A 23694-nucleotide genomic window follows, 5' to 3' on the forward strand; every position below is an offset into this window, starting at 1 on the left:
ATGGCCATGAACAGCAGCGCAGTAACTCGCCCGCTTATCTCTATTTATATGCCTACGTGGAACCGCCAGCAGCTGGCTATTCGGGCCATAAACTCGGTGCTGCGTCAGGATTATGACCACTGGGAAATGATTATCGTCGATGACTGCTCGGCCAGCTTCCAGCAGCTGCAGCAGTTTGTTGAGGATCTCGGCGATCCCCGGGTGCGTTACATTCACAACGACGTGAACAGCGGCGCCTGCGCGGTACGCAATCAGGCGATTCAGCTGGCGCAGGGAAGATTTATCACCGGCATTGATGATGACGATGAATGGACGCCGAACCGGCTATCGGTGTTCCTGTCCCATCAGCATCAGCTGGTCACCCACGCGTTTTTATACGCTAACGACTATCTGTGCGAAGGGCAGGTCTACTCGCAGCCGACCAGCCTGCCGCTGTACCCGAAGTCGCCGTATTCGCTCAAGCTGTTCTATAAGCGCAACATCATCGGCAACCAGGTGTTCACCTACGCCGGGCGCTTTAAGAGCAGCCTGTTTGATACCGAGCTGAAAGCCGCGCAGGACTACGACATCTTCCTGCGCATGGTGGTGGAATACGGCCAGCCGTGGAAGGTAGAAGAGGCAACGCAAATTCTGCACGTGAATCACGGTGAAATGCAGATAACCAAATCGCCGAAGAAATTTGCCGGTTATTTCCATTTCTACCGCAAGCACAAAGACAAGTTCGACCGGGGCAGCAAGAAATACCAGCTGTATACGCTCTACCAGATCCGCAACAAGCGCATGTCTTTGCGCACGCTGTTAGCCCTGCTGACGGTGCGCAACGGCAAGCGCCTCGCCGATAGCCTGCGGGGGAAATAAGCGTGCTGGAAGATTTACGAGCGAATAGCTGGAGCCTGCGCCCGTGCTGCATGGTGCTGGCCTACCGCGTTGCCCACTTCTGCTCGGTGTGGCGCAAGAAAAGCGTTATCAACAATCTCTGGGCGGCGCCGGTGCTTCTGGCCTACCGCTTCATTACCGAATGCCTGTTTGGCTATGAAATCCAGGCGGCCGCCACCATTGGTCGCCGCTTCACTATTCACCACGGCTACGCGGTGGTTATCAATAAGTTTGTCGTCGCGGGGGATGATTTCACCATCCGCCACGGCGTCACCATCGGCAACCGTGGCAACAGCCTGGCCTGCCCGGTGATCGGCAACGGCGTTGAGCTGGGCGCCAACGTGATTATCGTGGGCGACATCACCATCGGCAATAACGTGGCGGTGGGCGCGGGCAGCGTGGTGCTGGACAGCGTGCCGGACAACGCGCTGGTGGTGGGTGAAAAAGCGCGGGTGAAGGTGATCAAATGAACATCATGCAGTTTAATGTGCGCCTTGCTGAAGGCGGCGCGGCAGGCGTGGCGCTTGACCTTCATCAACGTGCTCGCCTGGCCGGATTATCTTCACGTTTTATCTACGGTTACGGCAAGGGCGGAAAGAAAAGCGCCAGCCACGATCTCTACCAGGACGTTGAAAAGCATACGCCGCGCCTGGTGTCCGTCGCCAATATCGCCCTGTTCCGTTTCCTGAATCGCGATCCGTTTGGCAACCTGAACAAGCTTTACCGCTGCGTCACCCGTAGCCAGCAGCCCGTGGTGCTGCATTTTCACGTGGTGCATAGCTACTGGCTGAACCTGGAAGAAATGGTGTCGTTTTGCCAGCGGGTGAAGGCGCATAAACCGGACGTGACCTTCGTCTGGACGCTGCATGACCACTGGAGCATTACCGGCCGCTGCGCTTTCCTCGACGGCTGCGAAGGCTGGAAAACGGGCTGCGTCAAATGCCCGACGCTGAACAACTATCCGCCGGTGAAGGTCGATAAGGCCCATCAGCAGGTGGAGGGCAAACGCCAGCTGTTCCGCGAAATGCTGGCACTTGGCTGCAGGTTTATTTCTCCCAGCCAGCACGTGGCGGAAGCCTTTAACCAGCTCTATGGGGCAGGGCGCTGCAAAATCATCAATAACGGTATCGACGTGGCAACCGAGGCGATTCTGGCCGAGCTGCCTGAAAGCGGCGTGGCAACGGCAAAACCCCGCGTGGCGATTGTGGCCCATGACCTGCGCTATGACGGCAAAACCAACCAGAAGCTGGTGCAGGCGATGATGGCGCTGGGGGACAGCATTGAGCTGCATACCTTCGGCAAGTTCTCGCCGTTTGAAGGCGCTAACGTGGTGAACCACGGCTACATGACCGACAAACGCGCGCTGATGAGCGAGCTGAATACCATGGACAGCCTGGTGTTCAGTTCCCGGGTGGATAACTACCCGCTAATCCTTTGTGAAGCGCTTTCTATCGGCGTGCCGGTGGTAGCGACGAGCAGCGAAGCGGCAGACGAAGTTCTGCGCAAGGTAGGCGGCAAGACTTTCACGCCTGAGCAGGTTCTGGCGCTGGTGCAACTCAAAAAAGCGCAGCTGGCGGAGCAGGTGTTCGCCACCGATTTAGCGACCTTCCGCGCAGCCAGCCGTCAGGCCTACAGCGGCAAACAGATGCTGGAGGAGTATGTCTCGTTCTATCAGGGTCTGTAGCTATCTGCTGCTGCCGTTTATCTATCTGGTGGTGAACGTCAAGCTGGCCTCCCTCGGGGAAAGTTTTCCGATAACCATTGTGACGTTCCTGCCGGCTATCTTGTTTTTGTATATTGAGCGCATCAACCTTAAAAAGCTGATGATTGCGCTTGGGGTAGGGGCCGGACTCACGGCGTTTAACTACATTTTTGGCCAGTCGCTGGACCCCGGCAAATACGTCACCTCAATGATGCTGTTTGTCTATATTGTGCTGATTCTCGGGATGACCTGGAGCTGCCGCTTCAAGACTATTTCACAGCGAAATCACCGTAAGATACTGCGCTTTTTCTATGGCGTGGTGGGGATTATCGTGGTGCTTGCCGCGGCGGAAATGGCCCAGATTATCCTGACCGGCGGCAGCAGTCTGATTGAGAAAATTTCGAAATTTCTCATTTACAGTAACAGCTACGTGCTCAACTTTATTAGCTTCGGCGGGCGACGCACCACGGCGCTCTATTTCGAACCCGCGTTCTTCGCCCTGGCATTAATCTCAATTTGGCTCAGCATCAAACAGTTTGGTATCAAAACGCCGAAAACTGATGTTATGATTCTTTTAGGGATAATCCTTTCAGGATCTTTCTCCGGGGTGATGACGTTTATTTTGTTTTACCTGCTGGAGTGGGCGTTCCAATACCTTAATAAAAGTGCCATTAAAAAGAAGTTGCCGTTAGCGATTATTTCTTTGGCGGTGTTTCTGATCGGTCTGGTGTTTGCATTTCCTTATATTGCAACCCGAATCGGTGATTTAGGCACGGAAGGATCTTCATCGTATTACCGCATAATTGGTCCGTTAGCCATGGTCGGTTATTCTCTGGCGAACGTTGATGGCGTTGTGCGTTTTGGTTCACTCTATGAATATGTCGCATCATTCGGAATATTCAACGGTGCGGACGTAGGGAAAACCGTGGACAATGGACTGTATCTGCTGATTATTTATTTCTCATGGTTTGCTGTATTAATGACCGTTGGCTATATGTGGCGAGTCATGAAAATGATGCGCAATGCATTTGGCAATAATGAGAATTATCGTGTTCAGCTTTGGTTGTTTATGCCTGTATCCTTGTTTTTTACCGGTTCAATTTTCAGTCCGGAATATGCATTTTTAATTGTTTGCCCATTTATTTTGCGTAAAGCAATTAAGGGTTCGCTGCCAGGAGGTGCGCAATAATGTTATTAAGTGTTATTACAGTCGCATGGCGTAATTATGACGGGGTAGTGAAAACCTGGCAATCACTGGCGCATCTGGCACAGGCCAAAGGCATTGAGTTTGAATGGATTGTCGTTGACGGCAATTCTCCGGACGGCACGGCCGAGTTTCTTGCTGGCCTGCAGGGCCAGTACAACCTGCGCTTTGTCAGCGAGAAAGACAACGGCATTTACGATGCGATGAACAAAGGGATCGCCATGGCGCAGGGGCGTTACGCGCTCTTTCTGAACTCCGGCGATGCCTTTCACCCTGAAATTGCCGGGGTGATTCATCAGCTGGCAGCCGAAGGCGAACGTGACAATGCGATGGTGATCGGCGATGCGCTTCTGGACTTTGGCGACGGCAATAAAATTCGCCGCAGCGCTAAACGTGGCTGGTATATCTATCACAGCCTGCCGGCAAGCCATCAGGCTATCTTTTTCCCGTTATCCGGCCTGCGTAAATACCCTTACGATCTGCAATATAAAGTCTCATCCGATTATGCGCTGGCGGCAAAAATGTATAAAAGCGGCTATGCCTTCAAACGTATCAAAGGCCTGGTGTCGGAATTCTCAATGGGCGGCGTCTCTACCTCTAATAACGTTGAGCTGTGCCGGGATGCAAAAAACGTGCAGCGTAAAATTTTACGCGTGCCGGGATTCATTGCAGAACTCTCTTTTCAACTGCGGTTAAAAACAACCGGCAAAGCCAAAGCGCTTTATAACAAAACCTAAAGCACACGGGAAATATTATGCAGGATTTAAGCGGCTTCAGTGTACCGAGGGGGTTTCGCGGCGCGAGCGGCATTAAAGTGCAATTGTGGTGGGCGGTACAGGCCACGCTGTTCGCCTGGTCACCACAGATTTTATATCCATGGCGTGCCTTTTTATTACGCATGTTCGGGGCGAAGGTAGGCAAAAAAGTTGTTATTCGTCCCTCGGTGAAAATTACCTACCCGTGGAAATTAACGCTTGGGGATTATGCCTGGGTTGGCGATGACGCGGTGCTTTATACCCTCGGCGAAATTACCATCGGCGCAAACTCCGTGGTGTCGCAAAAGTGTTATTTGTGCACCGGCAGCCACGATTATATGAGCCAGCATTTTGATATTACCCAGTCACCGATTGTTATCGGCGAAAAATGCTGGCTGGCAACGGATGTGTTTGTTTCCCCTGGCGTCACGATAGGCGATGGCTGCGTCGTGGGGGCAAGGAGCAGCGTTTATAAATCATTACCGGCGAACGCCGTTTGCCGGGGTAACCCGGCAGTAAAAATACGCGAACGCGCGTGAGCGCTCTTTATTTAAAGAAAAGCTCTTATTTTTATCTTCAATCATAGGAAATATCATGACTAAAGTAGCTCTCATTACGGGTGTCACCGGACAAGACGGCTCTTACCTGGCGGAATTCCTGCTGGAAAAAGGCTATGAAGTTCACGGTATCAAGCGTCGCGCCTCTTCTTTCAACACCGAGCGCGTGGACCATATTTATCAGGATCCGCACGCGGGCAACCCGAAATTCCATCTGCACTACGGCGACCTGACCGACACCTCAAACCTGACCCGTATTCTGTCTGAGGTGAAGCCAGATGAAGTGTACAACCTCGGGGCGATGAGCCACGTAGCGGTTTCTTTTGAGTCCCCGGAATACACCGCGGACGTGGACGCGATGGGCACCCTACGCCTGCTGGAAGCCATTCGCTTCCTGGGTCTGGAAAAGAAAACTCGCTTCTACCAGGCATCCACTTCAGAACTGTACGGCCTGGTGCAGGAAATTCCACAGAAAGAGACCACGCCTTTCTACCCTCGTTCCCCATACGCGGTAGCCAAGCTTTACGCCTACTGGATAACCGTTAACTACCGTGAATCCTACGGCATGTACGCCTGTAACGGCATTCTGTTCAACCACGAATCTCCACGCCGTGGCGAGACGTTCGTGACCCGTAAGATTACCCGCGCGATTGCCAACATTGCTCAGGGCCTGGAGAAATGCCTGTACCTCGGCAACATGGACTCCCTGCGCGACTGGGGCCATGCCAAAGACTACGTGAAAATGCAGTGGATGATGCTGCAGCAGGAAAAACCGGAAGACTTCGTCATCGCCACCGGCGTGCAGTACTCCGTGCGTCAGTTCGTGGAAATGGCTGCCGCGCAGCTCGGCATCAAGCTGCGCTTTGAAGGCCAGGGCGTGGAAGAGAAGGGCATTGTGGTATCCGTCACGGGCCACGACGCGCCGGGCGTGAAACCAGGCGACGTTATCGTCTCCGTTGACCCGCGCTACTTCCGTCCTGCCGAAGTAGAAACCCTGCTGGGCGACCCAACCAAAGCGCACGAAACGCTGGGCTGGAAGCCGGAAATTACCCTGCAGGAAATGGTCGGTGAGATGGTTGCCAAAGACCTGGAAGCGGCGAAGAAACACTCCCTGCTGAAGTCCCATGGTTATGAGGTTGCCATCGCGCTGGAGTCCTGAGTATGAATAAGAAACGTATCTTTGTTGCCGGTCACCGTGGCATGGTCGGCTCGGCCATTGTCCGCCAGCTCGGGCAGCGTGATGACGTTGAGCTGGTGCTGCGCGGGCGCGATGAGCTGAACCTGCTGGACAGCGGCGAGGTGAATGCCTTTTTCGCCAGTGAGAAAATCGATCAGGTTTACCTGGCGGCGGCAAAAGTGGGCGGCATCGTTGCCAATAACACGTTCCCGGCGGAGTTCATCTACGAGAACATGATGATCGAAAGCAACATTATTCATGCCGCGCACACGCACGGCGTGAACAAACTGTTGTTCCTCGGCTCATCCTGTATTTATCCGAAGATGGCGCAGCAGCCGATGGCCGAAAGCGAGCTGTTGCAGGGCACGCTTGAAGCCACGAACGAGCCGTATGCCATTGCCAAGATTGCCGGTATCAAGCTGTGCGAGTCCTACAATCGCCAGTACGGGCGGGATTACCGTTCGGTGATGCCGACCAACCTGTACGGGCCAAACGACAACTTCCACCCGAGCAACTCGCACGTCATTCCGGCCCTGCTGCGCCGCTTCCATGAAGCCACGCAGGAGAACGCGCCTGACGTGGTGGTGTGGGGCAGCGGCACGCCGATGCGCGAGTTCTTGCACGTCGATGACATGGCTGCGGCCAGCATTCACGTGATGGAGCTGGCCCAGGAAGTGTGGCAGGAGAACACCGACCCGATGCTGTCGCACATTAACGTCGGCACCGGTGTGGACTGCACGATCCGCGAGCTGGCGCAGACGCTGGCGAAAGTGACCGGCTACCGTGGTCGCGTGGTGTTTGACGCCACGAAGCCGGACGGCACGCCGCGTAAGCTGCTGGACGTTTCCCGCCTGCATCGCCTCGGCTGGTATCACGAGATTACCCTGGAAGCTGGTCTCGCCAGCACCTACCAGTGGTTCCTCGAAAACCAGCAGCGGTTCCGGGGGTAGGCATGTTTCTTAGCGCTGAAGATTTTGCCACCGTAGTGAGCGCGACTCCGCTTATCTCAATCGATCTTATCGTCGAAAACCTGGCGGGCGAGTTCCTGCTGGGTTTGCGAACCAATCGCCCTGCAAAGGGCTTTTGGTTTGTGCCGGGCGGCCGCGTGCAGAAGGATGAAACCCTGGCTAATGCGTTTATGCGCCTGACGGAGGCGGAGCTGGGCTCGGCCTTCACCCTTGCAGAGGGTGAGTTTTACGGCGTCTGGCAGCATTTTTACGGCGATAACTTCTCCGGGAAAGATTTCTCGACGCATTATGTGGTGCTCGGCTTCCGCCTGCGGGTGGACGACAAGCAGCTAAATCTGCCGGCCGAGCAGCATAAAGCGTACTGCTGGCTGACGCCGGAAGCGCTGCTCAAGCGTGAGGACGTGCACGATAACAGCCGCGCTTACTTCATTAAGCAGGGCAAAGGGAAGGTACCGGGCTTATGAAAATACTGGTCTACGGCATTAACTATTCACCGGAGCTGACCGGCATCGGCAAGTACACCGGTGAAATGGTGGAGTGGATGACCAGCCAGGGCCATGAGGTGCGGGTGATCACCGCGCCTCCTTACTATCCGGTGTGGAAAGTTCACCCGGACTACTCGGCATGGAAATACAAAAAAGAGCAGGGTAAGGCTACCGTCTGGCGCTGCCCGCTGTATGTGCCAAAGCAACCTTCTACGCTCAAGCGCCTGCTGCATTTAGGCAGTTTCGCGCTGAGCTCATTTTTCCCGCTTCTCGCCCAGCGCGGCTGGAAGCCAGATCGCGTGATTGGCGTGGTGCCAACGCTGTTTTGCGTGCCGGGGATGCGCCTGCTCGCAAAATTGAGCGGGGCACGCACGCTGCTGCATATCCAGGATTATGAAGTGGACGCGATGCTTGGCCTGGGTATGGCAGGTAAGACGCCGGGCAAAATTGCTCGCCTTGCGCAGCGCTTTGAAAAGAGCGGCCTGCACAACGTCGATAACGTCTCCACTATTTCCCGCTCAATGATGAATAAAGCCACCGAGAAAGGCGTAGATCCGCAGCGGGTGATTTTCTTCCCTAACTGGTCGGAAGTGGCTCGTTTTCGCGATGTCGCGCCCGGGCAAATCGAAGCCGTTCGCCATGCGCTCAACCTGCCGGCAGATAAAAAAATCGTGCTGTACTCCGGCAATATTGGTGAAAAACAAGGGCTGGAAACGGTGATTGAAGTGGCGGGCCGGTTCGCCGGGAGCCCGTACCTGTTTGTGATTGTTGGCCAGGGCGGCGGCAAAGAGCGGCTCGAAAAACTGGTGCATGTTCACGGGCTGAATAATGTGGTTTTCCACCCGCTACAGTCTTACGAAGCGCTCCCGGCGCTGCTTGGCCTGGCCGACTGTCATCTGGTTATCCAACGTCGTGGGGCGGCGGATGCCGTACTGCCTTCAAAACTGACCAATATCCTGGCCGTAGGCGGTAATGCGGTGATTACCGCCGAGCCGGAAACCGAGCTGGGCCAGCTTTGCGAAGCTTATCCGGGCATAGCGGTTTGCGTGGTGCCCGAGTCCGCCGATGCGCTGGCGGCGGGCATAGAACGGTGCCTGCAGCTTCCTCAAAACAACACGGTGGCACGTGAATATGCCGAACGCACGCTCGAAAAAGAGAACGTGTTAAGCCAATTTATTGCGGCCATCTCTTCATAAAAAGTCGGGGATAAATTATGAGTCAGTCACAACTCTATCCGGTGATCATGGCGGGCGGAAACGGCAGTCGCCTTTGGCCGCTGTCCCGCGTGCTGTACCCCAAGCAGTTCCTCTGCCTGAAAGGGGATCTGACCATGCTGCAAACCACCATCAATCGCCTGAACGGGGTAGAGTGCGAAAGCCCGGTGGTGATTTGCAATGAGGAACACCGTTTTATCGTCGCCGAGCAGCTGCGCCAGCTGAATAAACTGACCGAAAATATCGTGCTGGAACCCGCCGGGCGCAACACGGCTCCGGCCATCGCGCTGGCGGCGCTTGCGGCGCTGCGTAACCAGCCGCAGCAGGATCCGCTGATGCTGATTCTGGCCGCCGATCACGTCATCCAGAATGAAGAAGCCTTCCGTAACGCAGTGCGCAGCGCGATGCCTTACGCCGAGGCCGGTAAGCTGGTGACCTTTGGTATTGTTCCGGACTTGCCTGAAACGGGCTACGGCTATATTCGCCGTGGCGCCGTGTCTAACCCGGAAAACGGCGTTGATGCGCTGGCCTTTGGCGTGGCGCAGTTCGTCGAAAAACCTGATCTTTCTACCGCGCAGGCCTATGTTGCCAGCGGCGAGTACTACTGGAACAGCGGTATGTTCCTGTTCCGCGCTGGCCGTTACCTGGAAGAGCTGGCGAAGTTCCGCCCGGATATTCTGGCAGCCTGTGAAAAAGCGATGGCGAGCGTCGATCCGGATCTGGATTTTGTTCGCGTGGACGAGCAGGCATTCCTGGCCTGCCCGGATGAGTCCATCGACTACGCGGTGATGGAAAAAACCGCCGATGCGGTTGTGGTACCGATGGATGCGGGCTGGAGCGACGTAGGCTCCTGGTCTTCGCTATGGGAAATCAGCGCCAAGACCCCGGAAGGCAATGTGCACCACGGGGACGTTATCAGCCATGAAACCGAAAACAGCTACATCTATGCCGAGTCCGGCCTGGTCACCACCGTTGGCGTGAAGGATTTGGTGGTGGTGCAGACCAAAGACGCGGTGCTGATTGCTGACCGCGATCACGTCCAGAACGTGAAGAAAGTGGTGGAGAGAATCAAAGGCGATGGCCGCCACGAACACCACAATCACCGGGAAGTTTACCGTCCGTGGGGAAAATATGACTCCATTGATTCCGGGGATCGTTACCAGGTGAAGCGCATCACCGTCAAGCCGGGCGAGGGGCTTTCGCTGCAAATGCACCATCATCGTGCTGAGCACTGGATTGTGGTGGCGGGCACCGCGAAGGTCACGCTGGGCGAGGAGGTCAAACTGCTGGGTGAAAACGAGTCTATTTATATCCCGCTCGGCATGACCCACTGCCTGGAAAATCCCGGCAAAATTCCTCTCGACCTGATTGAGGTTCGCTCCGGTACCTACCTGGAAGAAGACGACATCGTCCGTTTCCAGGACCGCTACGGGCGCATTTAATCCCTGATTGTAAACATTCTCCACGGGCCACGAACCCGTGGGTTGGGTAACTGTTGCCCGAAGGAGCGAAATCATGCAGCAACTGACCTGTTTTAAAGCCTACGACATCCGCGGCCGCCTGGGCGACGAGCTGAACGAAGACATCGCCTGGCGCATCGGCCGTGCCTACGGTGAGTACCTGCAGCCAAAAACTATCGTGCTGGGCGGCGACGTGCGCCTGACCAGCGAATCGCTGAAGCAGGCGCTGGCGCGTGGCCTGCAGGACGCGGGCGTGGACGTGCTCGATATCGGCCTGTCCGGCACCGAAGAAATCTATTTTGCCACCTGGCATCTGGACGTGGACGGCGGGATCGAAGTGACCGCCAGCCATAACCCGATGGACTACAACGGCATGAAGCTGGTGCGCCAGGGCGCCCGACCGATCAGCGGCGACACCGGCCTGCGCGACGTGCAGCGCCTGGCGGAAGCCAACGACTTCCCGCCGGTGAATGAGGCGGCGCGCGGCAGCTACCGGAAAGTGTCGGTGGTGGAAGCCTACCTCGACCATCTTTTCTCCTACATCAACGTCAGCCACATCAAACCGCTGAAGCTGGTGATCAACTCCGGCAACGGTGCGGCGGGCCCGATTGTGGACGCCATTGAAGCCCGCTTTAAGGCACTCAACGTGCCGCTGACCTTCGTGAAAGTGCACAACACGCCGGACGGCAATTTCCCCAACGGGATTCCTAACCCGCTGCTGCCGGAGTGCCGTGCCGATACCCGCGATGCGGTGATTGAGCACGGAGCCGATATGGGCATCGCCTTTGACGGGGACTTTGACCGCTGCTTCCTGTTCGACGAGAAAGGGCAGTTTATCGAGGGGTACTACATCGTGGGCCTGCTGGCGGCGGCGTTCCTCGAAAAACAGCCGGGGTCCAAAATCATTCACGACCCGCGTCTGGCGTGGAACACGGTAGATATCGTCGAGCGCGCGGGGGGCAAACCGGTGATGTCGAAAACCGGGCACGCTTTTATCAAAGAACGTATGCGTGAAGAGGATGCAATTTACGGCGGCGAGATGAGTGCGCACCATTACTTCCGCGACTTTGCCTACTGCGACAGCGGGATGATCCCGTGGCTGCTGGTGACCGAACTGCTTTGCCTGAAGGGAAAAACGCTGGGTGAACTGGTGCAGGACCGCATGGCGGCGTGGCCGGCCAGCGGGGAGATCAACAGCAAGCTGGAAGCCCCTGCCGCGGCGATTGAGCGTGTGCGTGCGCATTTTGGCCCGCACGCGGAAGAGATCGACCACACGGACGGGATCAGCATGGCGTTTGGCGACTGGCGGTTCAACCTGCGCAGTTCTAACACCGAGCCGGTGGTGCGCCTGAACGTGGAGTCTCGCGGTGATGAGACGCTGATGCAGGCGCGAACGCAGGAAATTATGGCTTTGCTGAACCAGTAATCTGCCGCATCTGTGTGTTTTAACCCTCACCCTGGCCCTCTCCCTGGAAGGGAGAGGGGAAAGTCATGAACCAGAACTTCCTACTCTCTCCTGAAGGGAGAGGGGAAAGTCAGGAGCCAGAACTTCCTACTCCCCCCTGAAGGGAGAGGGAATGCTCCTGGTTCCAGTTATTACCCCCTCTCCCCTTGGGGAGAGGGTTGGGGTGAGGGGGAAAACACCGATGCGACTTCTTTCAAAGGTAAAACGATGACAAATCTAAAAAAGCGCGAGCTGCCAAAAACCAACGCATCGTTGATCTCTATGGTGCAACGTTTTTCCGACATCAGCATCATGTTTGCCGGGCTGTGGATGGTCTGTAAGGCTAACGCTTTGCCGTTTCTCTATATGCATCTGCTGATGGCTTTATTGACCCTCGTTGTGTTTCAGATGATCGGTGGGATGACGGATTTTTATCGTTCGTGGCGTGGGGTAAAAATCTCCAGCGAGTTATTCCTGCTGCTGCAGAACTGGACGCTGAGCGTGATTTTCAGCGCCGGACTGCTGGCTTTTAATAGCGACTTTGACGGCTCGTTCTGGGTTTATCTGGCCTGGTATGTATTGACCGGCGTGGGGCTGGTTGTTTGCCGATCGTGGATTCGATTTGCCGCAGGCTGGCTGCGTAACAAAGGCTTTAATACGCGTCGTGTTGCCATTGCAGGCTCTCTGCCGGTCGGTCAGGTGCTGGCGCAAAGCTTTAAAAATGAGCCCTGGCTGGGCTTTAACGTGCTGGGTGTTTACGACGATGAACCGCCGGCAGGCGCGCTGATCAACTATATGGGCAACTTCAATACGCTCGTGACCGACGCCCGCAACGGCCAGATTGATAAAATCTACATTGCGATGGAAATGAGCCACGAGTCGCGCATTAAAAAGCTGGTGAGCGAACTGGCGGATACCACCTGTTCCGTGCTGCTGATCCCCGATGTTTTTACCTTCAATATTCTTAATGCCCGCACTGAAGAGGTAAACGGCGTGCCCGTCGTGCCGCTGTTTGAAACCCCGCTGAGCGGCTTTAACAGCGTGCTTAAGCGGCTGGAAGATATCGTGCTGTCCTCTTTTATCCTGCTGCTGATTTCCCCCGTTCTGCTGTGCATCAGCCTCGCGGTGAAGCTGACTTCGCCTGGGCCGGTTATCTTCCGTCAGACCCGCTACGGGATGGACGGCAAGCCCATCAAAGTGTGGAAATTCCGCTCCATGAAAGTGATGGAGAACGACGCGGTGGTGGTGCAGGCCACGAAAGGCGACAAGCGTATTACGCCTATCGGGAGCTTTCTGCGCCGCACTTCGCTGGACGAGCTGCCGCAGTTTATTAACGTCTTGCTTGGGGGCATGTCAATTGTCGGCCCTCGTCCCCATGCCGTTGCCCACAACGAAGAATACCGCGCGTTAATCGAAGGCTACATGCTGCGCCATAAGGTCAAGCCAGGTATTACCGGCTGGGCGCAAATTAACGGCTGGCGCGGCGAAACCGACACGCTCGACAAGATGGAGAAGCGCGTCGAATTTGACCTGGAATACATTCGCGAATGGAGCCTGTGGTTCGACATCAAGATTGTTTTCCTTACCGTTTTCAAAGGCTTTGTTAACAAAGCGGCATACTGACCGGAACCCAACATGAGCCTGAGAGAAAAAACCATCAGCGGCGCAAAGTGGTCCGCGATTGCCACGGTCATTATTATTGGCCTGGGGCTGGCGCAGATGACTATTCTGGCCAGAACCATTGATAACCACCAGTTTGGCCTGCTTACCGTGTCGCTGGTGATTATCGCCCTGGCCGATACGCTGTCTGATTTTGGTATTGCCAACTCCATTATTCAGCGCAAAGAGATAAGCCAGCTGGAGCTGACCACGCTGTACTGGCTAAACGTCGGGCTGGGCGTGCTGGTATGCATCGTGGTCTTTTTACTGAGCGATGTGATTGCCGGCGTGCTGCATAACCCGGACCTGTCGCCGCTGATTAAAACGCTGTCCTTTGCTTTTATCGTCATTCCGCACGGGCAGCAGTTTCGCGCCCTGATGCAAAAGGAACTCGAGTTCTCAAAAATCGGTTCCATTGAGACGGTGTCCGTGCTGGTGGGCTTTAGCGTGACCGTCACGGCGGCGATGTACTACCCGTTTGCTATTACGGCAATCATCGGTTACCTGGTGAATACCGTCGTTCGTACCTCACTGTTTGGCTTCTTCGGGCGCAAGATTTACCGCCCAGGTTTCCATTTTTCCCTGAAGTCGGTTAATTCCAACCTGAAGTTTGGCGCGTGGCTGACCGCCGATAGCGTGATCAACTACGTCAATACCAACCTTTCCACGCTGGTACTGGCGCGTATTCTCGGCGCCGGCGTCGCCGGTGGTTATAACCTGGCTTATAACGTCGCGGTTGTCCCGCCGATGAAGCTCAACCCGATCATTACCCGCGTGCTGTTCCCGGCGTTTGCCAAGATTCAGGATGACACCGCGAAGCTGCGGGTGAACTTCTACAAGCTGCTGTCGATTGTCGGCATCATCAACTTCCCGGCGCTGCTGGGGCTGATGGTGGTCTCAAATAACTTCGTTCCGCTGGTGTTTGGGGAAAAATGGCAGTTCATTACGCCAATCCTGCAGCTGCTGTGCGTCGTCGGCTTGCTGCGCTCCATCGGGAACCCGATCGGGTCGCTGCTGATGGCGAAGGCGCGGGTGGACATCAGTTTTAAATTCAACGTTTTTAAAACCTTCCTGTTTATCCCGGCCATTATCGTCGGCGGCCAGCTGGGCGGCGCGCTCGGCGTCACGCTCGGTTTCCTGCTTGTTCAGGTGGTTAACACCGTCCTCAGCTATTTCATCATGATCAAACCGGTGCTGGGCTCCAGCTACCGGGAGTACATCCTCAGCATCTGGCTGCCTTTTTATCTGTCGCTACCGACGCTGATTGTCAGCGCCGGACTTGGCGTGGCGCTTAACGGGCATCTGCCCCTGGCGGCGTTGCTTTGTATACAGGTAGCGGCCGGGGCTGCGGCTTTTATGGTGATGATTATTTTGTCCCGCAATGCGCTGATCGTCGAAATGAAGCAACAGTTTTGCCGCAGCGAACGCCTGAAAGCGCTGCTTCGCGCTGGCTAAGAACCCTATTAAGAGGTCGATATGAAATTACTTATTCTTGGCAACCATACTTGCGGCAATCGCGGTGATAGCGCCATTTTGCGCGGGTTGATCGATGCCATTACCACGCTTGACGACGGCATACATGTAGATGTTATGAGCCGTTACCCGGTGAGTTCAGCCTGGCTGCTGGGGCGCCCGGTCCTGGGCGATGGGCTGTATAAGCAAATGAAGCAGTACAACAATGCGGCCGGGCTCGTAGGCCGGGTAAAAAAAGTGCTGCGCCGTAAATATCAGCACCAGGTGCTGCTGGCGAAGGCGACCAACACCGGGCGACTGCGTAATATTGCTATCCCGCAGGGGTTCATCGATTTTGTGAAATCGCTGCAGGAGTACGATGCGATTATTCAGGTCGGCGGCTCGTTCTTTGTTGACCTGTATGGCGTGAGCCAGTTTGAACATGCGCTGTGCAGTTTTATGGCGCGTAAACCCGTCTATATGGTCGGCCATAGCGTGGGGCCGTTCCAGGATCCGCAGTTTAACCAGCTGGCGAACTACGTTTTCGGCCACGCGAAGTCACTTATCCTGCGCGAAACCGTGAGCCTGGATCTGATGAAGAAAAGTCAGATAGATACCAGCAAGGTCGAGCAGGGGGTCGATACGGCATGGCTGGTGGCACAGCATGAAGAGGATTTTGTACCGAGCTATGCGGTTAAGCACTGGCTTGGCGTAATTGAAGGTAAGAAAACCGTGGCGATTACGCTACGGGAACTTGCGCCGTTCGATAAGCGGCTGGGTACCACCCAGGAAGCTTACGAGCGGGCCTTTGCCGAAGTGGTGAACCGCACCATTGAGCAGGGTTACCAGGTTCTGGCGCTTTCCACCTGTACCGGTATCGACAGCTATAACAAAGACGATCGCATGGTGGCGCTCAACATTCGCCAGTACATCAGGCAGCCCGATGACTATCACGTCGTGATGGATGAGCTTAACGATCTGGAGATGGGCAAAATCTTCGCCGCCTGCGAGCTGACGGTGGGGACTCGCCTGCACTCGGCGATTATCTCGATGAACTTTGGCACGCCGGCCGTGGCGATCAACTACGAACACAAATCCGCAGGCATTATGCAGCAGCTCGGTATGCCTGAAATGGCCATCGATATTCGCCAACTGCTGGACGGTTCTCTGCAGGGCGTAGTCGCTGACGTGCTTGGGCAGTTGCCGTCAATTAACCAGCGGCTTGCGTTGGCGGTAAGCGCCGAGCGCGCAAACGGCATGAAAATGGTGGAATCGGTGCTTGAGCGAGTCAAGGAGGGGAAATGAAGGTAGGTTTCTTCCTGCTGAAGTTTCCGCTGGCGTCGGAAACCTTTGTGCTGAACCAGATCACCGCTTTTATCGACATGGGCCATGAGGTTGAGATTGTTGCCCTGCAAAAAGGGGATCTGACCAATACCCACGCGACGTTTAAAAGCTACGGGCTTTCGGAGAAAACCGTCTGGTTGCTTGATGAACCAGAGGGTAAAGTCGGCAAGCTGCAAAGCCGTGCGTTGAATACGCTCCGTGGCGGCCTGCGGGGCAGAACCTGGCGAGCCTTGAGTCGTGCTCGCTACGGCGATGAGGCCCGTAATCTGATCCTGTCATCTATTTGCGGGCGGCAGAAGCAGCCGCTGGAGGCCGACGTTTTTATCGCGCATTTTGGCCCGGCAGGCGTCACGGCAGCCAAGCTCAAGGAGCTTGGTGTGCTAAAAGGCAAAATTGCCACCGTATTCCACGGCATAGATATTTCGCACCGGGATGCGCTGGCTCATTACACGCCTGAATACAGGCAGCTGTTTGAGCGCGGAGATTTGATGCTGCCGATAAGCAATCTCTGGGCAAATCGCCTGAAGCAGATGGGCTGCCCGGAGAGCAAAATTGCGGTATCCAGAATGGGCGTGGATATGGACAAGTTTTCTTTGAGGCCTATGAAAACGCCGGGCACGCCGCTGGAGATTGTCTCCGTTGCGCGCCTGACGGAAAAAAAAGGCTTACATATTGCCATTGAAGCCTGCCGCCTGTTGAAGGCTCGCGGCGTGGCATTTCGCTACAACATTCTTGGCATTGGCCCCTGGGAGCGCCGTCTGAAGACGCTGATTGAGCAACTGCAGCTGGAGGACGTGGTCTTTATGCCCGGCTTCAAGCCGAGTCATGAGGTGAAAGCGATGCTCGACAGGGCCGACCTCTTCTTGCTGCCTTCTGTCACCGGTGAAGATGGCGACATGGAAGGGATCCCCGTCGCGCTGATGGAGGCGATGGCCGTTGGGATCCCCGTCGTGTCGACCGTTCATAGCGGCATCCCTGAGCTTATCGACGCCGATAAGTCGGGCTGGCTGGTACCGGAAAAGGACGCTTTTGCCCTTGCCGATAAGCTGCAGGCCTCGGCTTCCGTGTCGGAAAGTGACCTGCAGCTGATGCTGTCGCGCGCCAGGGAAAAAGTTACCAGCCAGTTCAATCAGCAGGTTATCAACCAGCAGCTTGCCCGTCAGCTTCAGACGCTGTAAATCACCGAATCCTATGATGAGGACTTATGTCGAAAAGCAATCCACTGAAGCGCATTCCTTTCTCCGCATCTCGCCGTAAGCTGCTGGCCGCGGGTTCTGCACTAGCGGCTGCATCCCTTATTCCCGGCACGGTAAAAGCTATCGGCCGGGGAACAGAGGTCAACGTCAAAGATTTCTATCAAAACGACTGGATAGCCGCCTTTAAGCAGGCGTTTGCCGAGGCAGACGTCGTTCAGGTGCCGGTGGATTTAGTCTGCGACAGCATCAATACCGCTATTTTCATGCCGCAGGGTAAAACGCTACAGGTGGCCGGCGGGCTGAAAGGCAACGGCAAAGGGCGCTTTGTGCTGCAGGATGGCTGCCAGATTGTCGGCGAGGGAAAGGGGCGGTTTAACAACATCACGCTGGATGTGCGGGGTTCCGACTGTACGATCAAAGGCATTGATATGAGCGGGTTTGTCAATGTGGCGCAGATTTACATTGGCGGGAAAGATAACCGTACGATGCGTAACTTCACCATCGACAACATCACCGTACACGATGCCAACTACGCGATACTGCGCCAGGGCTTTCATAACCGCATGGAGAACGTTCGCATCACTAACGGCCATTTCAGCCATCTGCAAGGGGATGCCATTGAGTGGAACGTGGCGATAAACGATAGCGATCTGCTGATTTCTGACCATGTTATTGACAACATTAACTGTACTAACGGAAAGATTAACTGGGGAATAGGCATCGGGCTGGCGGGCAGTACGTATAACAATAATTATCCAGAAGATCAGGCGGTAAAAAACTTCGTGGTGGCCAATATCACCGGCAGTAACTGTCGCCAGTTAGTTCATGTTGAGAATGGGAAGCATTTCCTTATTCGTAACGTAAAAGCGCGTAATATTAATCCGACCTTTAGCCGCACCGCCGGGATCGATAATGCCACCGTCGCGATATATGGCTGCGATAACTTTGTGATTGATGATGTGGATATGGTTAACAGTGCGGGAATGCTGATTGGTTACGGTGTAATCAAAGGTAATTACCTGTCTATTCCGCAAAACTTTAAGCTGAGCGATATAAAACTCGATAACAGCGAGCTGACCAGCCCGCTGCGCGGGATCCAGATTTCATCCGGCAATGCGACCTCCTTTGTGGCGATGACCAACGTTACAATGAAGCGCGCGACGCTAGAGTTTCATAACAAACCTCAGCATCTTTTTATGAGAAATATCAATGTTATGCAGCTTTCAACTAACGGACCTGCGCTGAAGATGAACTTTGATCTTCGCAAAGACGTACGTGGGAAGTTTATGGCTAAAAATGACACCTTACTGTCGCTGTCAAATATTCATGCTGTCAATGAAAAGGGGCAAAGCTCGGTTGATATAGACCGGGTAGACCAGCTACATGTCAATAGTGAGAATCTCAATTTCAGGCTGCCGGAAGTGAATAAGTAATATTGCAACTCCCTTTGGGACAATTCTCAGTCAACGGACGCTTAATTAGAGGTGTTTGCCTATTTTGCTCGCCGCGCCAGAGCGCTAGCATGCGTTATTTGTTTAGCGAATTCATGCTGGCATCAAAGCACGAAAAGACTATAATCTGAGGATCCGCTAGTTAAAGTTAGGGTCTGGATTGTTGGTGGTTACAATCCAAGCTAAGCATCCAGCTTTATCTCAAATTTTGTTCAATACAAACAGAATAAGTGATTTATGAACGAAAAAGTTTTGTTAATCGGCGCATCTGGCTTCGTAGGCACCAGACTTCTGGAGACAACCCTTCCCGACTTTGCTATCCATAACCTGGATAAGCAGCAAAGCCATTTCTATCCTGAAATCACTACGCTGGGAGATGTGCGTGATCAGGAAACCCTCGACAAGGCACTTAACGGTTATAACACAATCGTTCTTTTAGCTGCTGAACACCGTGATGATGTTAGTCCAACATCGCTTTACTACGACGTAAATGTTCAAGGTACACGTAACGTACTGGCTGCAATGGAAAAAAATGGTGTCAAAAACATCATTTTCACAAGTTCAGTGGCGGTCTATGGATTGAATAAAACAAACCCTGATGAAAGTCATCCCCATGATCCCTTCAATCATTACGGCAAGAGCAAGTGGCAGGCAGAGGAGGTATTGCGTGAATGGCATCAGAACTCTCCAGGCGATCGTTCACTGACTATCATTCGTCCTACCGTTATTTTTGGGGAGCGTAACCGAGGCAATGTATACAACTTGCTCAAGCAGATTGCGAGCGGGAAATTTGCGATGGTTGGGGCCGGCAATAACTATAAGTCAATGGCTTATGTTGGTAATATTGTTGAATTTATTAAGTACAAATTAGCTAACGTACATGTCGGTTATGAGGTTTACAACTACGTCGACAAACCCGATCTCAATATGAATCAGTTGGTTTCTGAAGTAGAAAAAAGTCTCAATAAAAAGATTCCTTCTGTACATCTTCCATACAGCCTTGGCATGTTGGGTGGCCTTTGCTTCGATATTTTAAGTAAAGTTACCGGTAAAAAATACGCTATTAGCGCTGTTCGGGTGAAGAAATTCTGTGCAACTACTCAGTTTGATGCGTCAAAAGTGCATAGCTGTGGTTTTTTTGCTCCTTACTCGCTCTCTCAGGGATTGGATCGTACTCTGCAGTATGAATTTGTGCATGATAAGAAAGACGATATTACGTTTGTGACTGAGTAACACATTGCTGAAGATGACTTGCGAACTACGAAAATTCGGAAATATATCAATTAGTTAGTATTCGCGATTGCTTTCCGATTATTCTGAGTAAAGCTTATGGCAGCGAAAGAGTATCTTAACTCAACAGTGCTCTCAGATTGTTCAATTGATGTTAAGTCATCAAAGACTGTTCAAGTTAAGCGTGAATATGCATTTTCTCAGCTGTTATGAGGTAGGAGCGAAATGACTAATTTTAAAGCAGTTATCCCGGTAGCCGGTTTGGGCATGCATATGCTGCCAGCAACAAAAGCTATCCCTAAAGAGATGCTGCCAATTGTTGATAAACCGATGATCCAGTATATCGTCGACGAAATTGTTGCCGCGGGTATCAAAGAAATCGTGCTGGTGACTCACTCTTCCAAGAATGCCGTTGAAAACCACTTCGACACCTCTTACGAGCTGGAAGCCCTGCTTGAGCAGCGCGTTAAGCGCCAACTGCTGGCTGAAGTCCAGTCTATCTGCCCTCCGGGCGTCACCATCATGAACGTTCGCCAGGCTCAGCCGCTTGGGCTGGGGCACTCTATCCTTTGCGCACAGCCGATCGTTGGTAACAATCCATTTGTGGTGGTTTTGCCAGATGTGGTGCTTGATGGCGCGAGTGCCGATCCGCTGCGCTATAACCTGGCCGCCATGGTGGCTCGCTTCAATGAAACCGGCCGCACCCAGGTGCTGGCTAAGCATATGCCAAATGAAGATCTGGCTGCCTACTCGGTGATTACCACTCAGGAACCTTTGCTGAATGAAGGGCAGGTGAGCCGCGTAGTTGAGTTTGTTGAAAAACCGGATCAGCCGCAAACGCTGGACTCCGATCTCGCGGCGGTGGGGCGCTATGTGCTTTCGGCCGATATCTGGCCGCTGCTGGAAAAAACGGAACCAGGTGCATGGGGGCGTATTCAGTTAACCGACGCCATAGCGGTACTGAACGAAACTCAGCCAGTTGAAGTGATGCAGATGACCGGCGAGAGCTACGACTGCGGTAAGAAAATGGGCTATATGCAGGCGTTCGTCCAGTACGGGCTACGCAACCATAAAGAAGGGCAGAAGTTTCGCGAGCGTATTCAAAAGCTTCTTGCTGACGCATAGTCCTGCTTTAAGTCGCTTTCATGGATGAGGGTGCGGTAAACGGTGGCATAACGTTCAGTCTGAGCCAGGCGTTGAACGATGAGCCGCCGTTTTGCTTTATTAATCGACAGTGAAGTCTAAGTTTTTCATGGGCTTATCATTTTTTGGCCGTTGTGTATAGACCAAAGTTTTTCCTTGAGAATTGCCGTATGAAATATAAAATCGTGGCGATTTCTTGCATGCGGTACCTGAAGGTACGCTATGGCCTATGTTGTACAGTGCACTGGTAGCTGTTGAGCCAGGGGCGGTAGCATGGCTAAAATTCAGGTTCAGCATGCATCTATCCTTAAGAGATATCTCAAATATATTATATTCAGGGTGCTGCTCCCTTGAATGTAATAACAAGATTATAGAGAGACTGCACAGTGAAAATCCTTGTTACCGGCGGTGCCGGGTTTATTGGCTCAGCCGTTGTTCGTCATATCATTGATAATACTCAGGATAGTGTGGTTAACGTAGATAAGTTAACCTATGCCGGTAATCTGGAGTCTTTAGCCGATGTCTCCGCTAATGAGCGCTATCATTTCGTTCAGGCGGATATTTGCGATGCTGCAGCAATCGAGCAGATTTTTGAACAACACCAGCCGGATGCCGTCATGCATCTGGCCGCAGAGAGCCATGTCGATCGCTCCATCACCGGCCCGGCAGCTTTTGTTGAGACCAATATTGTTGGCACCTACGTTTTGCTTGAGGCAGCCCGTCACTATTGGTCCGGATTAGCCGCGGAGAAGAAGACGAACTTCCGTTTCCATCACATCTCTACTGATGAAGTGTATGGCGATCTTCCGCACCCGGATGAAGTTGCACAGGGCGAAGCATTGCCCCTGTTTACAGAAACGACGGCGTACGCGCCAAGCAGCCCATACTCTGCATCGAAAGCTTCCAGCGATCATCTCGTTCGCGCCTGGCTCCGCACCTATGGTTTGCCGACGGTCGTCACCAATTGCTCAAATAACTACGGGCCGTTCCATTTCCCTGAGAAATTGATCCCACTCGTTATTCTGAATGCTCTGGAAGGAAAACCGCTGCCGATTTACGGTAAGGGCGATCAGATCCGTGACTGGCTGTATGTTGCAGACCACGCGCGTGCGCTTTATACGGTTGTTACTCAAGGGCAGGTAGGTGAGACCTACAACATCGGTGGTCACAACGAGAAGAAGAACCTCGAGGTTGTGCATACTATCTGTGATTTGTTGGACGAGATTGTGCCTAAAGAGGGCTCGTACCGCGACCAAATTACCTATGTCACTGACCGCCCTGGGCATGACCGTCGTTACGCGATTGATGCAGATAAAATCTCTCGCGAGCTGGGCTGGAAGCCGCAGGAGACGTTTGAGTCGGGTATTCGTAAAACGGTTCAGTGGTATTTAGACAACCAGCAATGGGTAGAAAACATTAAGAGCGGTGCCTATAAAAGCTGGATTGAGCAAAATTACGGTGAGCGTAAATGAATATCTTACTCTTCGGTAAGACGGGGCAGGTAGGTTGGGAACTACAGCGCGCGCTGGCACCATTAGGTAACGTTACTGCTCTGGATGTTCGTTCAGAAGAATTTTGCGGTGATTTCAGCCATCCGGAAGGCATTGCTGAAACGGTACGCCGCGTTAAGCCTGACGTCATCGTTAATGCAGCGGCGCATACGGCGGTGGATAAAGCAGAATCCGAACCTGAGCTGGCGCAGCTTCTAAACGCCATCAGCGTTGAAGCCATCGCTAAAGAGGCCGCAAAAATCGGTGCGTGGGTTGTGCATTACTCTACCGATTATGTTTTCCCAGGGGATGGTGAAACACCCTGGAAAGAAACCGATGAGACTGCACCGCTGAATGTCTACGGTGAAACGAAGCGTGCCGGTGAGATAGCGTTACAGACACATTGCCCTAACCATCTGATTTTCAGAACCAGCTGGGTTTATGCCGCAAAAGGCAACAATTTCGCAAAAACCATGCTGCGTCTGGCAAAAGATCGTGAAGAACTGTCTATTATCAACGATCAAACAGGTGCCCCAACAGGCGCTGAATTGCTGGCTGATTGCACGGCCCACGCCATTCGAATTGCGCGACAACAACCCGATGTTGCAGGGTTATACCATCTGGTAGCTTCCGGCTCGACAACGTGGTACGACTACGCTCGATTAGTGTTTGCTGAAGCTAAAAATGCAGGTGTTGATTTGGCTGTGACGAGAACAAATCCGTTGCCAACATCTGCTTACCCAACACCCGCCCGCCGACCGTCGAACTCTCGATTAGACAATACCCGGTTCCAGCAGACATTTGGTCTGGTGTTACCGTCCTGGGAACACGGTGTAAAACGCATGCTTACTGAGCTGTTTACGGCTAACGCATAGTTTTTCAGTAAC

22 protein-coding genes are annotated in these 23694 nt (G+C 53.6%); 21 read left to right on the top strand and 1 reads right to left on the bottom strand.

Going from position 1 to position 23694, the window contains the following annotated elements; all coding sequences use genetic code 11:
• Positions 1–6 precede the first annotated feature (6 nt).
• The 19 genes from wcaA to galF all read left to right on the top strand — a co-directional run bounded on the left by wcaA (position 7) and on the right by galF (position 21299).
• Positions 7–858 carry a colanic acid biosynthesis glycosyltransferase WcaA gene (gene wcaA, locus HX778_RS19960; RefSeq protein WP_038483364.1) on the top strand — a complete coding sequence of 284 codons (852 nt, stop codon included), beginning with the start codon at positions 7–9 and terminating at the stop codon, positions 856–858.
• 2 nt (positions 859–860) lie between these two features.
• Complete coding sequence (gene wcaB / locus HX778_RS19965; RefSeq protein WP_038481239.1) at positions 861–1346, top strand: colanic acid biosynthesis acetyltransferase WcaB; 486 nt, start codon at positions 861–863, stop codon at positions 1344–1346.
• Positions 1343–2560, top strand: coding sequence for a glycosyltransferase (locus tag HX778_RS19970; RefSeq protein WP_176982853.1), 1218 nt, complete (start codon positions 1343–1345; stop codon positions 2558–2560). The genes wcaB and HX778_RS19970 overlap by 4 nt, the downstream gene beginning before the upstream one ends.
• Positions 2535–3767: a colanic acid polymerase WcaD gene (wcaD, locus tag HX778_RS19975; RefSeq protein WP_176982854.1), complete on the top strand. Its 1233-nt coding sequence runs from the start codon at positions 2535–2537 to the stop codon at positions 3765–3767. Before HX778_RS19970 ends, wcaD begins: the two co-directional genes overlap by 26 nt.
• Positions 3767–4519: a colanic acid biosynthesis glycosyltransferase WcaE gene (gene wcaE, locus HX778_RS19980; protein ID WP_038481247.1), complete on the top strand. Its 753-nt coding sequence runs from the start codon at positions 3767–3769 to the stop codon at positions 4517–4519. Before wcaD ends, wcaE begins: the two co-directional genes overlap by 1 nt.
• 17 nt (positions 4520–4536) lie before the next feature.
• On the top strand, positions 4537–5076 hold the full coding sequence (wcaF, locus tag HX778_RS19985) for a colanic acid biosynthesis acetyltransferase WcaF (RefSeq protein ID WP_038481250.1): 540 nt from the start codon (positions 4537–4539) through the stop codon (positions 5074–5076).
• A 55-nt stretch (positions 5077–5131) separates the two neighbouring features.
• Positions 5132–6253 carry a GDP-mannose 4,6-dehydratase gene (gene gmd, locus HX778_RS19990; RefSeq protein ID WP_038481254.1) on the top strand — a complete coding sequence of 374 codons (1122 nt, stop codon included), beginning with the start codon at positions 5132–5134 and terminating at the stop codon, positions 6251–6253.
• 2 nt (positions 6254–6255) lie between these two features.
• Positions 6256–7221: a GDP-L-fucose synthase gene (locus HX778_RS19995; RefSeq protein WP_038481257.1), complete on the top strand. Its 966-nt coding sequence runs from the start codon at positions 6256–6258 to the stop codon at positions 7219–7221.
• A 2-nt stretch (positions 7222–7223) separates the two neighbouring features.
• Entirely contained in the window at positions 7224–7703 is a 480-nt protein-coding gene (locus tag HX778_RS20000; protein WP_176982855.1) for a GDP-mannose mannosyl hydrolase, read from the top strand.
• Entirely contained in the window at positions 7700–8920 is a 1221-nt protein-coding gene (gene wcaI, locus HX778_RS20005; protein WP_176982856.1) for a colanic acid biosynthesis fucosyltransferase WcaI, read from the top strand. Before HX778_RS20000 ends, wcaI begins: the two co-directional genes overlap by 4 nt.
• A gap of 17 nt (positions 8921–8937) precedes the next feature.
• Positions 8938–10380 carry a mannose-1-phosphate guanyltransferase gene (cpsB, locus tag HX778_RS20010; RefSeq protein WP_176982857.1) on the top strand — a complete coding sequence of 481 codons (1443 nt, stop codon included), beginning with the start codon at positions 8938–8940 and terminating at the stop codon, positions 10378–10380.
• A 73-nt stretch (positions 10381–10453) separates the two neighbouring features.
• Positions 10454–11824 (top strand): phosphomannomutase CpsG, encoded by a 1371-nt coding sequence (gene cpsG / locus HX778_RS20015; protein ID WP_176982858.1) that lies wholly within the window; start codon positions 10454–10456, stop codon positions 11822–11824.
• Between the two features lie 246 nt (positions 11825–12070).
• On the top strand, positions 12071–13465 hold the full coding sequence (wcaJ, locus tag HX778_RS20020; RefSeq protein WP_176982859.1) for an undecaprenyl-phosphate glucose phosphotransferase: 1395 nt from the start codon (positions 12071–12073) through the stop codon (positions 13463–13465).
• Between the two features lie 12 nt (positions 13466–13477).
• On the top strand, positions 13478–14956 hold the full coding sequence (locus HX778_RS20025) for an MOP flippase family protein (RefSeq protein WP_038481274.1): 1479 nt from the start codon (positions 13478–13480) through the stop codon (positions 14954–14956).
• Positions 14957–14977: 21 nt separating this feature from the next.
• Positions 14978–16258 carry a colanic acid biosynthesis pyruvyl transferase WcaK gene (wcaK, locus tag HX778_RS20030; RefSeq protein WP_038481277.1) on the top strand — a complete coding sequence of 427 codons (1281 nt, stop codon included), beginning with the start codon at positions 14978–14980 and terminating at the stop codon, positions 16256–16258.
• The gene (gene wcaL / locus HX778_RS20035) at positions 16255–17475 is read left to right on the top strand and encodes a colanic acid biosynthesis glycosyltransferase WcaL (RefSeq protein ID WP_176982860.1); all 1221 of its coding nucleotides are present in this window, start codon (positions 16255–16257) and stop codon (positions 17473–17475) included. Before wcaK ends, wcaL begins: the two co-directional genes overlap by 4 nt.
• Before the next feature lie 26 nt (positions 17476–17501).
• The gene (gene wcaM / locus HX778_RS20040; RefSeq protein ID WP_038481283.1) at positions 17502–18926 is read left to right on the top strand and encodes a colanic acid biosynthesis protein WcaM; all 1425 of its coding nucleotides are present in this window, start codon (positions 17502–17504) and stop codon (positions 18924–18926) included.
• A 255-nt stretch (positions 18927–19181) separates the two neighbouring features.
• Entirely contained in the window at positions 19182–20177 is a 996-nt protein-coding gene (locus HX778_RS20045; RefSeq protein ID WP_038481286.1) for an NAD-dependent epimerase/dehydratase family protein, read from the top strand.
• A 222-nt stretch (positions 20178–20399) separates the two neighbouring features.
• On the top strand, positions 20400–21299 hold the full coding sequence (gene galF / locus HX778_RS20050) for a UTP--glucose-1-phosphate uridylyltransferase GalF (RefSeq protein WP_038481289.1): 900 nt from the start codon (positions 20400–20402) through the stop codon (positions 21297–21299).
• Between the two features lie 99 nt (positions 21300–21398).
• Here the strand turns inward: galF and HX778_RS20055 are convergent, their stop codons facing one another.
• Positions 21399–21614 (bottom strand): hypothetical protein, encoded by a 216-nt coding sequence (locus tag HX778_RS20055; protein ID WP_144244070.1) that lies wholly within the window; start codon positions 21612–21614, stop codon positions 21399–21401.
• Positions 21615–21703: 89 nt separating this feature from the next.
• Here HX778_RS20055 and rfbB point away from each other — a divergent pair, with 89 nt between their 5' ends.
• Together rfbB and rfbD are read left to right on the top strand one after the other, a co-directional pair.
• Complete coding sequence (rfbB, locus tag HX778_RS20060; RefSeq protein WP_176982861.1) at positions 21704–22789, top strand: dTDP-glucose 4,6-dehydratase; 1086 nt, start codon at positions 21704–21706, stop codon at positions 22787–22789.
• Positions 22786–23682 (top strand): dTDP-4-dehydrorhamnose reductase, encoded by an 897-nt coding sequence (rfbD, locus tag HX778_RS20065; protein ID WP_176982862.1) that lies wholly within the window; start codon positions 22786–22788, stop codon positions 23680–23682. The genes rfbB and rfbD overlap by 4 nt, the downstream gene beginning before the upstream one ends.
• Positions 23683–23694: the final 12 nt, after the last annotated feature.

This window comes from Cedecea sp. P7760, from assembly GCF_013386425.1.
GTDB classification, from domain to species: Bacteria; Pseudomonadota; Gammaproteobacteria; order Enterobacterales; family Enterobacteriaceae; genus Cedecea; species Cedecea selenatireducens.